A 14,302-nucleotide genomic window follows, 5' to 3' on the forward strand; every position below is an offset into this window, starting at 1 on the left:
TCCAATCGGCCCCGAAACCCAGAAAGGGCCCGGCGGTGCGCGACCGCCGGGCCCCGGTGCCCCGAGGGAGCTTGCCGGCCTCAGCGCAGCAGCGAGAGGACGTTCTGCTGGCTCTGGTTGGCCTGCGCGATCATCGCCGAGGACGCTTGGCTGAGGATCTGCGCCTTGGCCATCTGCGTCGTTTCCGCCGAGTAGTCGGTGTCCTCGATCCGCGAGCGGGCGTCGGACAGGTTGGTGACGGTATTGGTCAGGTTGTTGACCACCGATTCGAGCCGGTTCTGTCCCGCACCGAGCGACGAACGCGCCGAGGAGATCGAATCGAGTTCGGTATCGAGCGTGCCGAGCAGGGCGTTCGCCGCGCCTGCGGTCGAAACGTCGTAGGAACCCGCCGCGCCGCCGCTGGCAGCCAAGGTGGTCAGATCAGCCATGACCAGATCGACGGTGTCGCTGCCGTTCGCGCCGGTCTGGATCGTCACGGTGGCGTTGGTGCCGTCGAACAGCGCGATGCCGTTGAACCTGCTGTTGGTGATGACCTGGTCGATCTGGCTGGTCAGCTCATCGACTTCGGTCTGCATGTAGGCGCGGTCCGTCGTGTCCTGGTATGTGCCCGAGGCCGACTGCGAAGCCAGCTCGCGGACGCGCTGGAGCATGTTGCTGACTTCGTTGAGCGAGCCTTCGGCCGTCTGCGCGAGGCTGATGCCGTCGTTCGAGTTGCGGATCGCCTGGCTCATGCCCTTGATCTGCGACGTCATCGAGGTGGCGATCGCGAGGCCGGCGGCGTCGTCCTTGGCGCTGTTGATGCGCTTGCCGGTCGACAGGCGCTCCATCGCGACGCCGAGCATCTTGTTGGCGCTGTTCGATGCGTTGGCCGCCTTGATCGCGCTGATGTTGGTGTTGATAACAGCCATGTGTTGTCTCCGTTCGTGGTCCCGAATGGACGGCCGGGCCCGGAACGGCGCGGCTGCCACGAACTAGAGCGGCGCAGCGGCGCGGAAATTAAGCAGCACCGGATCGCCGACGATGCGCCTACGCATTTTCCCTAAGGCGAAACCCGAGGCTTAATCTTTCCCGGCGTTTGACGGTTTCCGCGCGAAAAAGCCCCCGACGGAGTGGTTAATCGGGGGGTTACCCAAAATGACATGCATCGAAGCCGACGACCGGGTTGCCCAGCGCCACGCACCGCTGGCCCAACGCGCGGCAGGCGTCCTCGCGGCGCTGGGCGGAACCGAGCCGGTCGTGCTGCGCGACGCCGCGGACCGTACGCCGCTGCCGCCGCGCTGCACCGCGATCCGGCTCCACCGCGCTGCCAGCCCCGGCATCGCCCGCGACGCGAGCCGCGAGTTCACCGTCCGCTATGTCGACGGGGCGGGCGAGGGGGCCCTCGCGGCTGTTCTCGCCTGCGCTGCCGCGTCGGGCGCGCCGATCGCCGCCGATCCCGACAGCCTGTCGGTCCTCGCCCTGGCAGAACGGCTGGCGGCGAGCGAGATTCCGGTCCTGATCAACGGCCCCACCGGCACCGGCAAGGAAGTGCTCAGCCGCTTCATCCACGACCGCTCGCCACGGCGCGACGGGCCGTTCATCGCGGTCAACTGCGCGGCCATGCCCGAAACCATGCTCGAGGCGCTGCTGTTCGGCCACCAGAAGGGCGCGTTCACCGGGGCCAATGCCGGCGGCGAAGGCTTCTTCCGCGCAGCCAGCGGCGGGACCCTGCTGCTCGACGAGATCGCCGAGATGCCGCTGTCGCTCCAGGCCAAGCTGCTGCGGGCGCTGCAGGAGGGTGAGGTCGTGCCGATCGGAGCGACCCGGCCGGTCAAGGTCGACGTGCGGATCATCGCCTGCGCCAACCGCGACCTCCCCCAGGAGGTCGAGGAGGGCCGCTTCCGCGCCGATCTCTATTATCGCCTCAATGTCTTCCCGCTCGCCCTCAGCCCGCTGGCCGAACGCCGCGAGGACGTGGCCCCGCTGGCCTTCGCGCTGCTGCTGCGCCACTGCCCGCAGGGCCGCGCGCTGCCGTGGATCTCTGCCGCCGCGCTTGGCCTGCTCGCCACCCATTCGTGGCCAGGCAATGTGCGCGAGCTGGAGAACGTGATCCGCCGCGCCTTGCTGCTTGCCGGCGACGCAGCCGAGATCGGGCCCGAGCACATCGCCTTCGACCGGCCCGCGCGGATTGTCGCCGAACCCGTCCCGGCGGTGCCGCAAAGCGGCGCGAGCCTGTCCAATATCGTGCAGATGTCGGAAGCCCGCGCGATCCTCGCCACGCTCGAGGCGTGCAACGGCAGCCGCGTTGCCGCCGCACGCCGCCTCGGCATCTCGGAACGCACCCTGCGCTACCGCCTCGCCAGCTTCCGCGAGGCCGGCATCGCCGTCGCAGGCGGCCGGCGATGAGCGGGGTCGGGGGCATCGGCGGGGGCGCGGCGGGCCTCAGGCAGGTCATGGCGCTGCGCCAGGAGATCGTCGATCGCTCGAAACTGCTGCAGGAACTCAAGGCCCCCGGAGCCGGAGCGACGCAGCCGAACGGCCCCGCTGCCGGGTTCGGCGATGCCCTGAAATCGGCGCTCAACAGCGTCAGCGCGACGCAGGAGAAGGCCAGCGCTCTCTCCGAGGGTTTCGAGCGCGGCGAGGTCGTCGATGTCGCCAAGGTCATGCTCGCCCGCCAGGAAGCCGGGGTCGCGTTCGAAGCGACTTTGCAGGTCAGGAACCGCCTGCTCTCCGCCTACCAGGACATCATGCGGATGGGAGTGTGAGGTAAATGAGCGACCTCGTCCCCGCACCCGCCGGCGGCCCGCCCGCCAGCCTGCTCTCGCCGCTGTCGGATCCCGCGAACGGCAGTGCGCTGGCCCGGCTCCGGGCGTTCACCGCCCAGCCCGCGATCCGCCGCACCCTGCCGTGGTTCGGCGGCCTGACCGCGCTTGGCGGTGCGGCGCTGGTGTGGGCGCTGCTCAGCCCCGCGCCGCAACGCACGCTCTACTCGCAGCTCTCCGACAGCGACCGCGCCGGTGTGGTCGCGGCGCTCGACAAGGCAGCGATCCCCTATGCCATCGACAATGCGACCGGGGCGCTGACGGTGGCGGAGGACGACCTCTACAAGGCCCGCATGATCGTCGCCTCCGACAGCGCGGTGGCCGCACCGCAGGGCGGCGACGAACTGCTCGACAACATGCCGATGGGCGCGTCGAAGACGATGGAGGCCGAACGCCTGCGCACCGCGCGCGAGCGCGAGCTCCAGCTCACGATCATGGAAATCGACGGAGTCGAGGCGGTCCGGGTCCACCTCGCCGAGGCCGAGAAATCGGTGTTCGTGCGCGACAACCTTGCTCCCACCGCCTCGGTCATGCTCAAGCTGGCCAAGGGACGCCAGCTGTCCGACAGCCAGGTCGCGGCCGTCCGCAACCTCGTCGCAGGCTCGGTGCCGGGTCTTTCGGTCGAAGCCGTCAAGGTCGTCGACCAGCAGGGCCGGCTGCTTTCCGAAGCGGGCGGCGGGGACACCGACCGGCTCGACCTCCAGGCACGCATGGAGGACAAGCTGCGTCGCCAGGTTGCGCAGCTGCTCACCCCGATGCTCGGCGAGGGCAACTTTTCCAGCGAGATCCAGGTCGATCTCGACATGGACGAGGTGACCAGCGCCCGCGAAAGCTACGACAAGCAGGGCGTGGTCCGCTCGGAGACGCAGGCCGCCTCGCAGGCCCCGGCGGGAACCGCGGCGGTCGGGGTGCCGGGCGTCCTCTCAAACACCCCGCCGCCGCCCACGACCGCCCAGCCCGGCGCACCGCAGGGCACGCCGCCGCCCGCGGCAACGCCTGCCGGCACCTCAGGCGAGAGCAGCGCCACGCGCGTCTATGAGCTCGGCCGCGAAGTCCAGGTCGCCAACGCCGCACCCGGCAAGCTGCGCCGCCTCACCGTGGCCGTCGCGCTTTCGGCCGAGGCGATGAAGCAGGCGAAAGCGCAGGACATCCAGCAACTGCGCCAGCTGGTCAGCGCGGCGGTCGGAGCCAATCCCCAGCGCGGCGACCAGGTCGAGGTCATGGTCCGCAGCTTCCAGCCCGCGACGCTCGAAGAAGAGCCGTTCTGGCAGACGCCGTGGTTCCTTGCGATGCTCCGCAGCGGGGTTGCGCTCATCGCGGTCCTGCTGGTCCTGCTGATGGGCGTGCGGCCGCTGATCCGTGCGCTCAGGGGCGAGCCTGCGGCATCGCCCACCGCGGCGCCGCCCGAAGGCGCACCGGTCGATGATGCCGGGGCCATCGGTCCGGATGCCGGCGAGCCGCTCGCGCCTCCGATCGACCCCGAAACCGGCACGATCGATCCGGAGGCGCTCAATCGCCAGGTCGGCTTTGCCCAGAAGATCGCCAGCGAGAAGCCGGACAGCGCGGTCGCTGCGCTGCGCCAGATGCTGTCCGAACCCGAAGCGGAGGCCGCAGCATGAGCAGCGAGGCCCCGATCATCTCCAATGTCCAGCGCGCCGCCGTGATGATCATGCTGCTCGGCGACGACGAGGCCGCGGCCATCCTCGGCAAGCTCGCGCCCAACGAGATCCAGCGTATCGGCGAGACCATGGTGGCGATGGGCGAGGTCGGCCCGGAGGCCGTCGCCCATGCCGTCAGCGATTTCGTCGAGCGGGCGGAAAAGGCCGGCATGGCCGGACAGGACCGCACCGGCCACTTCCGTGCCCTGATGACCCGCGCGGTCGGCGAGCTGAAGGCCTCCAGCGTGATGCAGCGAATCGCGCCGGCCAGCAACACGCCTTCGCTCGATCTGGCCCGCTGGCTTTCGCCCGAGGTGATCGCCCCGATGATCGAGAGCGAGCATCCCCAGGCCATCGCCGTGCTGCTGGTCCAGCTCGAGGCGGAAGTCGCGGCCAAGGTGCTCCACGCGCTCCCCGGCGATGTCCAGACACAGGTCGTCCACCGCGTCGCCACATTGGGACCGGTCGCACCGGAGGCGATCCTGCTGCTCGAGGAACTGCTCGACCGGCGGATCCGCGAGCAGCACGGCCACGGCGCGCTCAGCATGGGCGGGCCGAAGGAAGCCGCCGACATCATCAACGCCGCGGCCAAGGCGGTCGAAAAGCGGGTTATGCCGGAAATCGCCCGGATCGACCGGAACCTCGCCAAGCGGATCGAGAACGAGATGTTCAAGTTCGAACACCTCTTCGCGCTCGACGACCGGTCGATGGGCTCGCTGCTGCGCGAGGTCGAAAGCGATGTCCTGATCGGGGCGCTCAAGGGCACCGCCCCGGAAAACCGCGACCTGTTCCTCCGCGCCATGTCGAGCCGCGCCGCGCAAGGCGTGCGCGACGAAATCGAGGCCCGCGGGCGGATGAAGATGGCCGAGGTGGTCGAAGCCCAGAAGGCCATCGTCGCCGCCGCCCGCCGCCTTGCCGCAGAAGGAGTCATCGCGTTCGGGGCCGGGGATGACGATTATGTTTAGGTCGGCGGGCGCCGGCCCGGTCGGTGCTTTTGCGCGCGATCAGCGGTTCTGGCCCGCAGCGGCTGCGGCGGCGGAACCCGAGCCCGAGGCATTGGACCCGGAGGAGCCGGCAGACCCGCTCGAAATTGCCCGCGCCGAGGGTTACGCCGCCGGGCGCGCAGAAGCTTTGGCCGAGGCCGCGACGAGCGCCGCAGCGAACGACGCCGCCCGGTCGGCGCTGGCCTTGTCGTTCGCCCGCCTCGACGAAACCGAGACCGCCCGTCTTGCCTTCGTGCTGCGCCAGACGGTCGAGGCCTTGTGCCACGAGGTGCTGGCCGAGGCGGCTGTCGACCCATCGTTTCTGGCAAGCCGTGCGCAAGCCGCGGCCGCCATGCTGGCGCGCGCCGAGGATCAGCGAACCTTCCGGCTCCACCCGGACGACCTTGCGCTCGCCGGGAACCGGCTTCCAGCCGAGTGGTCGGTCCTTTCCGATCCCTCACTGGAGCGCGGATCCATCCGCATTGAGACCCCCGCGGGAGGGGTCGAGGACGGACCGGGACTTTGGCGCGAGACGCTCGCCGAGGTGCTCCGCTCGTGCTGAGCCTGGCGCAGGACCGGCTTGCCGCGATGGCCGGGGCCGTGCCCGATTTCCGCCCCGCCCGCTATGGCCTCGTCACCGCATGTGACGGCGGACTGGTCGAGGTTTCGGGCCTGTCGCTGCCGATCGGCACGCAGTGCCGCATCGCCCACCGCAAGGACGGGGCGCGCGCCGCCGAGGTCATCGGCTTCCGCAACGGGCGGACCCTGATGATGCTGCTCGGCGATCCGGTGCTGCTCCGCCCCGGCTCGTTCGTCCGTGCCGAGGGACGGCCCGGCCGGGTGCCGGTGGGCGAGGCCTTTCTCGGCCGTGCGGTTGACGGCGAAGGCCGGCCGATCGACGGGCTGGGAGAGATCGCGGCGCGCCACGACTGGCCGTCCGGCGGGGTCCGCACCGGCGCGCTCGATCGCAGCCCGGTTCGCGAACCTTTCGATGTCGGCGTGCGCGCCCTCAACGCGCTGACCACCTTCGGGGTGGGCCAGCGCATCGGCATCATGGCCGGGTCGGGCGTCGGCAAGTCCGTCCTGCTCGACATGATCGCGCACGGCGCGGAAGCGGAGATCGTCGTCGTCGGCCTGATCGGCGAGCGCGCCCGCGAGGTTTCGGACTTCGTCGAACGGCACATGGGGCAGGACAAGCGCAACCGCACCGTCGTCGTCGCCGTCCCCGCCGATCACGCGCCCAACCTTCGGCTGCGCGGTGCGGCGCTGGCGACGAGCATGGCGGAGTATTTCCGCGCGCAGGGGCGACGGGTGCTGCTGATCATGGACAGCCTCACCCGCGTCGCCCACGCCGCCCGCGAGATCGCGCTGCTGCTGGGCGAGCCCGGCGCGGCCCGGGGCTATCCCCCATCGGCGCTGGCGACGATCACCAAGCTGGTCGAACGCGCCGGAAACTCGGCGGCAAGCGGCGGCTCGGTCACCGGCATCTACACCGTGCTGGCGGACGGCGACAATCACGACGACCCGGTGGTCGATACCGCCCGCTCGATCCTCGACGGCCATGTCGTGCTGTCGCGTGAGCTCGCCCAGCGCGGGCAGTATCCGGCAATCGACGTCGCCGCGTCGCTGAGCCGGGTCATGGGCGACATCGTCGCGCCCGAGCACCTGCAACTTGCCCGCGCCTTCCGCTCGCTGTCCGCAACCTATGAGGCCAACCGCGACCTCGTGCTGATGGGCGCGTACCGGGCCGGGTCCGATCCGCTGCTCGACCGCGCCATCGCCATGCACCAGGCGCTCGGGGCGTTCCTGGCGCAGCAGGCGGTCTCGGTCGTCCCGCTCGAGCAGAGCGTGGCGCAGCTTCACGAGCTGATCGGTGACCCGGTCTGACGCCCAGCGCGTGGCGCGGCTGCGCCGGCTCGAACGCATCCGTGCGATGGCCCGCGAGGCCGCGCTGGCAGAGGCGGCGAAGGCGGAGGGAACGCTGGCGCAGCTGGCGGGCCTTGCCGAGCGCACCCGCCTGCTCGCCGCCGAATATGCGGCCCGTGACGATGCCGCCGACGCCCATGGCCTGGCCGGAGCGATGCGCTTCGCCGCCGGGATGCAAGGCCTGACCCGCAATGCCGAGGCCGAAGCCGATAGCGCCCGAGTGGTCGCCGACGGCAAGGCCCGCGCCGCCGCAGAAGCCGAGCGCCGGCGCGCTGCGGTGGACGACAGGGCCACGCGCGAGGTCCGTGCCATCGCGCGCAAGGGCTACGCAACAACCCCTAGCCTGGCCGCCCGCAAGGGTGGTTGGCACGGCTCTTGAAGTGTTGTCGGCGATGACACCGCAACTGCCTTCCCTTCCCTCCCTGCCCGCCGCGATCGTGGCATCTGAAGCGGCTGCCGGCACCGCGAGCCCTGTGGCCGCTGCGCTGGCGCCCGACGGCGAAAGGCTTGATTTCGGGGCCCTGCTCGCGACCGGAACCCGTAGCCTGGCGTCACCCGTCCAGGCGATGCCCGCACCCGAGGTGGCGTCGGTAACTGGAGCGACCGTGCCGTCCGGGCCGGCGACTGCGGCGGCAATCCTGCCGGATGCCGGCAAGTCCTTGCCGCTTGCCGCGCCGGTGCAGGCTTCCGTGACCCTGCCGCCGGTGACGGGCGAGGCGGCGACGCCGGCCGCGCGTCCTGCTTCTGCTGCTCAAATTCCAGCAACTGCCGGGAGCAGCGTGCCATCGCTGGTCGCAGTGGCCGGCACGCCGGCAGGTCCGACAGGCGAAGGCGATGGTAGCAGAGCCGTCCTGCCGCCCGCTGCGAAACCCGCGCAAGTGCCAATAGCTGCGCCGGTTTGGCGAGGGCGCCCTGCACCGACATCCGAGGCAGGGAGCGACGGGCCCGGCATCGGCGAGGCGAAGGCAGCACCACGGACCACGTCGGACGAGTCCCGCGCCGAAGAGACCGTTGCGGGTACAGCACCCGTCGCTCCGGCGGCTGCACCTGCCCCTGTTCCACCCTCTGCCCTGCCCTTGCCGGGCCTTGCCCAGACCGCAGAAGCGTTGCCCGCAGGTCGCCGGGAGGCGCCAGCCATCGCCCTGCCGGGAGCTGTCCGTCGGGAGCGACCCGGCCACCAGGCGGCGGAGTCCACTGGGGCAGCGCCCCGCCAGCCGGCGGAACAACGGTTTTCCGCCTCGACCCTCGCGGCGCTGGCGCCGACCGAAACGCCAGCCGCGGTCCTTGCTCCGGCAGACGCAGTCCCAGCCGCCCCGCAATTGGCGATGCTGGCGAATCCGATCGGGCCTGCCGCCCCGCCGCTGACTACAGGGACGCCTTCACCGGACACCAACCTCGCGGCGACCGGGCCCGATCTCGCCCGGATGGTCGAAACCATCGCCCGTGCCCGGGCCGAGGTGCAGCAGGTCGCTGCCAGCGGTGGTTCGGTTCACGTAGCACTCCGTCACGTCGAGTTCGGGGCCGTTTCGGTACGGTTCGAGCACGATCGCGGCGACCTTGCCGTCAACCTCTCCAGCCCCGATCCCGACTTCAGCCGCGCGGTCGCCGCGGTTGCCGCGTCGCAACCGGCGGCGGCCGCGAACGATGCCATGACGTCACGCGACGGCACTGCCCGGCCGTCCGACGGACAGGCATTCTCGTCACAAGCAGGCAGCCAGGGGCCGTCGCAGCAACGCGGCCAGGGCGACGCCCCGTCCCGCCAGCCGCTTTTCTCGCACCAGCCCGGGCGCCGCAGCGAGCCGACCGCATCCGATTCCAATCCTGAAGGCGAAAGCATCTTTGCCTGATCCCCGACACCTGAGGACCCGCTCATGAGCGACAAGAAGGACCACAAGAAAGACGGCGAGGCCAAGCCCAGGAAAGGCAAGGGCATGATGGTCAAGGTCGGCGGCGCGCTGGCGCTGGTCGCAGCGGGCGGCGGCGGCGTGTTCGGGATGGTCCAGGCCGGGATCATCGGCGGCGGCGAGCACGAGGAAAAGGAGGACAAATCCCCCAAGTTGATCCGCAAGGGGGAGGAGGATCCCTACGCGCCCAAGACAGAAGGCAAGGAAGGCGAAGGCGGCGTCGAGGAAGTCGACGGTGAGGGCGGCAGCGAATTCCGCACCGCCTATTACAACTTCGCTGAGGACTTCACCTCGAACCTGCGCAATTCGGACGCGCTGGTCCAGATGAGCCTTGCCGCCTCGACCCGCCGCGACGGGCGCGTGCTGATGTGGCTCAAGAAGCACGAGCTGGCGATCCGCTCGGGGATGCTCGCGGTCCTCGCCGACACGCCCGAGGAGGACGTCTACACGATCGCGGGCAAGGAACGCCTGCAGAAGCGGCTGACCGCCGCGATCAACAAGGTCCTGACCGAAACCGAAGGATTCGGCGGGGTCGACGCGGTCTATTTCAAGTCGTTCCTGGTCCAGTAGGCGATGGATCTTTCGCAATCCTTCGGTGGCAGCCGCCCGCTCGCGCGGCACTGCACGGCGCTGCTGCGTCCGGCGCCGGGGCCGCACGAGCTGCTGCCGGCGCTGGCCCGTGCCGGTGAACGGTTCGCCCGCGCGCTGCGCCCGGTGCTTGCTCCGCTGATGGGGGGGCGACAGCCGGTGACCCGGTCCTTCGCCCCCGTTGCGATCGATTTTTCCAGCCTGATGGAGGAGGGCGCCGGCCTAGTCGCCCATGTCCTGGCGGTTTCCGAGCCGGGTGCAGTGCCGGTGCTGCTTTCGATCGAGGGAGGCGCCGTCCTCTCTCTCACCGACCGGGCCTTCGGTGGGCCCGGTGGAGATCCCGCGCCTCTACCGGACGAGTTCCCGATGGCCGCTGACCTCATGGCGTCGCGCATCGAGCGACTGGTCATGCAGGCGCTCTCGGCCGCGCTGGAGCGTTCGGACGATGCGCTTCGGCCCCTGCGCCGCGCTCCCGGCCTTGCCCAGCTCGCGCCATTTTCGCGAGAGACGGCGCTCAGCCGGATCGACGTGACGGTCGAAGAGCCGGGTCAGACCCCATGGCGTGTCATGCTGGCGCTGCCCACCGGCAGCCTCGCCGCGCTGCTGGGTCTGACCGACGCCGTGCCTGCCGGTTCTGCCCGGAGCCATACGGCGGGTCCCGACCATGCCCCGTTCTGCGACCTGCCCCTGCCGTTGCGGGCGGTCATGGCCGAGATCGACTTGCCCGTCGCGGCGGTCGCGGCGCTGACGGTGGGACAGATCCTGCCGGTAGCGGTCGCGCGGATCGTCCCGGTGCAGGTCGCCGGCCGGACCATCGCCCGCGGCACCGTCGGCGCGGTCGATGACCGGGTCGCCGTCCAGATCACCCGCATTGCCTGATTGCCCCTTCCGGAGATCCCGATGACCTTTCACAGCCGCAGTTTCGATCTCCTCAAGGATGTCGGCGTCCGCCTTTCGGTGGAGCTTGGCCGCACCGAAATGACCCTGAAAGACGTTCTTGCGCTGGGCGAGGACAGTGTCATCACGCTCGACCGCCTGACTGACGAGTTGCTCGACGTGATGGTCAACGGCAAGCTCATCGCCAAAGGCGAGGTCGTGGCGCAAGGCGACCGCTTCGGGCTGCGCATCGTCGAGCTGGCGGGCACCTCGCGGTCCGCCCCGGCCCCGGCGGAGGACGCCTGATGGCCTGGTATATCCTCAAACTGCTGGTTCTGCTCCCGCTGATCGGCGCGCTGGCGTGGGGCAGTCTCAAGCTGATGCGCAAGCTGCAGCTGCGGCAGGAGGCCAACCACGCTCCGCGCCGGGTGCGGGTCGTCGAAACGCAGATGCTGTCGCCGACGCTGCGGCTGGCGGTGCTCGAGTTCGGGGGGCGGGAAATTCTCGTCTCGGCCTCGCGTTCGGGCCTGGTCCGGCTGGCCGAGGCCCCGGCGCGGGAAGAGGCGAAGTGAAGCGCGCCCTCGCCCTTTGTTCGGTACTGGCGCTGGCGTTCCCCGCCCTGGCCCATGCACAGGACGCGGTCGCGGCCGCGGTGCCCGCCGCCGCCCAGCCCGGCGCGCTCGACCGCCTGTTCGGCGAGGTTGCGGGCCGCAGCGACGGGGCGATGAGCCTGTCGCTCCAGCTCCTCCTGCTGATGGGCCTGCTGACCATCCTGCCAGGGCTGATCCTGATGATGACCAGCTTCACCCGGATCCTCGTCGTCCTGTCGATCCTGCGCCAGGCGATCGGCCTGCAGCAGTCGCCGCCGAACCAGGTCCTGATCGGGCTGTCGCTGTTCCTTTCGCTGTTCGTGATGGCCCCGACCCTCGACGCGGTGAACGCCCATGCGGTGAAACCCTATGCCGCCGGCACGCTCAACGCCGAGCAGGCGATCGGTGCGGCGGCGGGCGATTTCCACGCGTTCATGATCCGCCAGACTCGCGAGAGTGACCTCGCGATGTTCGCCGACATGGCGAAGGCGGGCCAGTTCGCGCAGGCCAGCGACGTCCCCTTCTCGATCCTGCTGCCTGCCTTCGTCACCAGCGAGCTGAAGACCGCGTTCCAGATCGGCTTCATGCTGTTCCTGCCGTTCCTGGTGATCGACCTCGTTGTGTCGTCGGTCCTGATGAGCCTTGGTATGATGATGATGAGCCCGACGGTGATCTCGCTGCCGTTCAAGCTGCTGTTGTTCGTGCTGGTCGACGGCTGGGCGCTGCTCATGGGCAGCCTGGCGGCGAGTTTCGGGTGATGGACGACACCGCCTCCCTGCTCGCTCTCGCCGACCGGATGCTGTGGGTGACCGCACTGGTCGCCGCGCCGGTGCTGCTCGCCAGCCTTGCCGTGGGTCTTGTCGTCGGGGTGATCCAGGCGGCGACCTCGGTCAACGAGCAGACGCTGACCTTCATTCCCAAGCTCGCCGTCACCGCGCTGGTGCTGGTCCTGTTCGGCGCCTCGATGATGACGCTGGTCGCCGATTTCCTGCGCGAGATCATGGCCCAGGCGGCGACGGTGGCGCGGTGATCGGCATCCAGTTCGGGTTCGGGGCGGTCGAGCATAGTCTGTGGCTGCTGGTGTTCGCCATGACCCGGATCGGCGCGGCGCTGCTGGCCGCACCGCTGTTCGGAGCGGTTGCGGTGCCGATGCAACTGCGTGTCGCGGTCTCGGGCGCGCTCGCCGTGCTGGCGGTCAATTGGCTGCCGGTGGCTGCGCCGCCCGCGCTGCTCTCGCTGGACGGGCTTTTGGCGGTGCTCGGCGAGGTGGCGATCGGGCTGTCGCTCGGCTTCGTCCTCCAGCTTGCCTTTGCCGCACCGATCGTCGCGGCGGAAACCATCGGCGGGTCGATGGGCATGGCCATCGCCACCACCGCCGACCCGGCTAGCGGCGCGCACAGCCCGGCGCTGGGGCAGTACTTCACCGTGTTTCTGATCGTGATCTTCCTCGGCACCGGGGGGCACCTCCAGTTCATCGCGCTGGTCATGCGCAGCTATGAGGCGTTTCCGCCGGGCTCGGCCTGGTTCTCCGGCGCGCGGATGGAGCAGCTCGCCGGGTTCGGCGGCGCGCTGTTTGCCACCGCCGTAGCCATCGCGCTTCCGGTGACGATGGTCCTGCTGGTGGTACAGGTCGTGACCGGGGTGCTGAGCCGGTCGGCCCCGGCGCTCAACCTCTTCGCGCTCGGCCTGCCGGCGGGCGTGCTCGCCGGGATCGCCGCGCTGATCCTGTCCGCCCCGCTCATGACCGATCGCCTCACCCAGCTTTCGGCCGAGGGGATCGCGCTGACCGCGCAGGTCCTGGCGCCGTGAGCGAGGATTCGGGCGAGAAGAGCTTCGCGCCAACCGAAAAGCGCCGCCGCGATGCGGCGCAGAAGGGCGACGTCCTTCGCTCGCGCGACCTCGGCACCGCGGTTGGCGTGCTGGTCGGCGCGGCCATGCTCAAGTTCGCGGGGCCGTGGCTGCTGGACGAAGTGGCCGGGACGATGCGCGCCGGCTTCGCCTTCGACCGCGCGGCGGTAGACGGATTCTCCCCGGGTCCGCTGCTGCTGGGGGCGATCATGGCGGTGCTGCCGCCGCTGCTCGTGCTGGGCGGAGTTGCCATGATGGCGGGGCTGCTCTCGCAGCTGGCGGTCGGCGAGGGGCGGTGGCTTCCCGGCAACCTCGCGCCCAAGGGTTCGCGGCTCGATCCGCTGCAGGGGCTCAAGCGGGTGTTCGGGGCAAACGGGTGGATCGAGCTCTCCAAGGGCCTGCTCAAGCTTGCCCTGCTCCTGCCGATTGCGTGGCTGTGGGCGCGCGGTCACGTGCCGGCGCTGCTCGCCCTCGCGATGGCGGAAGTCCGCCCGCAGGCCGCGGCGGCGTGGGACGCGCTGATCGGGCTGATGTTCGTGCTCGGCGCCGCTCTGGCGGTGATCGCGCTGGTCGATTTCCCGGTCCAGTTCATCAGGCGGTTGCTGCGGCTGAAAATGAGCCATCAGGAGCTGCGTGACGAAAGCAAGGAAGCCGAAGGCAGCCCTGAAAAGCGCGCGGCAATCCGCCAGCGCCAGCGCCAGATCGCGATGGGCGGCGTGGCCCGGGCCGTGCGCGAGGCGCAGTTCGTCATCACCAACCCGACCCACTTCGCGGTCGCGCTGGCTTATGACCCGGCGAAGGCGCCAGCCCCGATCGTCCTCGCCAAGGGCCGGGGCGAAAAGGCGCTGGCGATGCGCGAGCTGGCCGCCGAGCACGAGATCCCGGTGCTCGAATACCCGGCGCTCGCGCGCTCGGTCTATTACAGCACCCGCGAGCGGCAGGTGATCCGAGAGGAACTCTATGCCGCAGTAGCCGGGGTGCTCGCCTTCGTCCTGTCGCTGAAGCGCGGCGACGCGGTTTCGCCGCCTCCGGTCGAGGTTCCGGTGGCCTTGCGCTTCGATGCCGAAGGACGCCTGGAGATACCGCAAGACCGCCTTAACCCGTCCGTCCGGCGGTCGTCCTGAACAG

17 protein-coding genes are annotated in these 14,302 nt (G+C 70.2%); 16 read left to right on the forward strand and 1 reads right to left on the reverse strand.

Features of this window, described 5'->3' with window-relative positions; all coding sequences use genetic code 11:
- Positions 1 to 80: 80 nt before the first annotated feature.
- Complete coding sequence (locus tag AC3WLD_RS02305) at positions 81 to 908, reverse strand: flagellin N-terminal helical domain-containing protein (RefSeq protein WP_492555282.1); 828 nt, start codon at positions 906 to 908, stop codon at positions 81 to 83.
- A 226-nt stretch (positions 909 to 1,134) separates the two neighbouring features.
- Between AC3WLD_RS02305 and AC3WLD_RS02310 the strand changes: the two genes are divergently transcribed.
- The 16 genes from AC3WLD_RS02310 to AC3WLD_RS02385 all read left to right on the forward strand — a co-directional run bounded on the left by AC3WLD_RS02310 (position 1,135) and on the right by AC3WLD_RS02385 (position 14,298).
- Positions 1,135 to 2,385 carry a sigma-54 interaction domain-containing protein gene (locus AC3WLD_RS02310; RefSeq protein ID WP_492555283.1) on the forward strand — a complete coding sequence of 417 codons (1,251 nt, stop codon included), beginning with the start codon at positions 1,135 to 1,137 and terminating at the stop codon, positions 2,383 to 2,385.
- Complete coding sequence (fliE, locus tag AC3WLD_RS02315) at positions 2,382 to 2,744, forward strand: flagellar hook-basal body complex protein FliE (protein ID WP_492555284.1); 363 nt, start codon at positions 2,382 to 2,384, stop codon at positions 2,742 to 2,744. The genes AC3WLD_RS02310 and fliE overlap by 4 nt, the downstream gene beginning before the upstream one ends.
- Before the next feature lie 5 nt (positions 2,745 to 2,749).
- Positions 2,750 to 4,420 carry a flagellar basal-body MS-ring/collar protein FliF gene (gene fliF / locus AC3WLD_RS02320; RefSeq protein ID WP_492555285.1) on the forward strand — a complete coding sequence of 557 codons (1,671 nt, stop codon included), beginning with the start codon at positions 2,750 to 2,752 and terminating at the stop codon, positions 4,418 to 4,420.
- Positions 4,417 to 5,424, forward strand: a complete 1,008-nt coding sequence (gene fliG, locus AC3WLD_RS02325) for a flagellar motor switch protein FliG (protein WP_492555286.1) — start codon at positions 4,417 to 4,419, stop codon at positions 5,422 to 5,424. The genes fliF and fliG overlap by 4 nt, the downstream gene beginning before the upstream one ends.
- Positions 5,408 to 6,004: a FliH/SctL family protein gene (locus tag AC3WLD_RS02330; RefSeq protein ID WP_492555287.1), complete on the forward strand. Its 597-nt coding sequence runs from the start codon at positions 5,408 to 5,410 to the stop codon at positions 6,002 to 6,004. Before fliG ends, AC3WLD_RS02330 begins: the two co-directional genes overlap by 17 nt.
- 26 nt (positions 6,005 to 6,030) lie before the next feature.
- The gene (locus AC3WLD_RS02335) at positions 6,031 to 7,329 is read left to right on the forward strand and encodes a FliI/YscN family ATPase (protein ID WP_492555340.1); all 1,299 of its coding nucleotides are present in this window, start codon (positions 6,031 to 6,033) and stop codon (positions 7,327 to 7,329) included.
- Entirely contained in the window at positions 7,316 to 7,747 is a 432-nt protein-coding gene (locus AC3WLD_RS02340; protein ID WP_492555288.1) for a hypothetical protein, read from the forward strand. Before AC3WLD_RS02335 ends, AC3WLD_RS02340 begins: the two co-directional genes overlap by 14 nt.
- Positions 7,748 to 8,687: 940 nt before the next feature.
- Entirely contained in the window at positions 8,688 to 9,215 is a 528-nt protein-coding gene (locus AC3WLD_RS02345; protein WP_492555289.1) for a hypothetical protein, read from the forward strand.
- A 24-nt stretch (positions 9,216 to 9,239) separates the two neighbouring features.
- Positions 9,240 to 9,842: a flagellar basal body-associated FliL family protein gene (locus AC3WLD_RS02350; protein ID WP_492555290.1), complete on the forward strand. Its 603-nt coding sequence runs from the start codon at positions 9,240 to 9,242 to the stop codon at positions 9,840 to 9,842.
- Positions 9,843 to 9,845: 3 nt separating this feature from the next.
- Entirely contained in the window at positions 9,846 to 10,739 is an 894-nt protein-coding gene (locus tag AC3WLD_RS02355) for a FliM/FliN family flagellar motor switch protein (RefSeq protein ID WP_492555291.1), read from the forward strand.
- 21 nt (positions 10,740 to 10,760) lie between these two features.
- Positions 10,761 to 11,042, forward strand: coding sequence for a flagellar motor switch protein FliN (gene fliN / locus AC3WLD_RS02360; protein WP_492555292.1), 282 nt, complete (start codon positions 10,761 to 10,763; stop codon positions 11,040 to 11,042).
- Positions 11,042 to 11,308, forward strand: a complete 267-nt coding sequence (locus AC3WLD_RS02365; protein ID WP_492555293.1) for a flagellar biosynthetic protein FliO — start codon at positions 11,042 to 11,044, stop codon at positions 11,306 to 11,308. The genes fliN and AC3WLD_RS02365 overlap by 1 nt, the downstream gene beginning before the upstream one ends.
- Positions 11,305 to 12,084, forward strand: a complete 780-nt coding sequence (fliP, locus tag AC3WLD_RS02370; RefSeq protein WP_492555294.1) for a flagellar type III secretion system pore protein FliP — start codon at positions 11,305 to 11,307, stop codon at positions 12,082 to 12,084. The genes AC3WLD_RS02365 and fliP overlap by 4 nt, the downstream gene beginning before the upstream one ends.
- Positions 12,084 to 12,356 carry a flagellar biosynthetic protein FliQ gene (locus tag AC3WLD_RS02375; RefSeq protein WP_492555295.1) on the forward strand — a complete coding sequence of 91 codons (273 nt, stop codon included), beginning with the start codon at positions 12,084 to 12,086 and terminating at the stop codon, positions 12,354 to 12,356. Before fliP ends, AC3WLD_RS02375 begins: the two co-directional genes overlap by 1 nt.
- Positions 12,353 to 13,135, forward strand: coding sequence for a flagellar biosynthetic protein FliR (gene fliR, locus AC3WLD_RS02380; protein WP_492555296.1), 783 nt, complete (start codon positions 12,353 to 12,355; stop codon positions 13,133 to 13,135). Before AC3WLD_RS02375 ends, fliR begins: the two co-directional genes overlap by 4 nt.
- Complete coding sequence (locus tag AC3WLD_RS02385) at positions 13,132 to 14,298, forward strand: EscU/YscU/HrcU family type III secretion system export apparatus switch protein (protein ID WP_492555297.1); 1,167 nt, start codon at positions 13,132 to 13,134, stop codon at positions 14,296 to 14,298. The genes fliR and AC3WLD_RS02385 overlap by 4 nt, the downstream gene beginning before the upstream one ends.
- Positions 14,299 to 14,302: the final 4 nt, after the last annotated feature.

It is taken from the genome of Novosphingobium sp. FW305-C-111 (assembly GCF_058783565.1).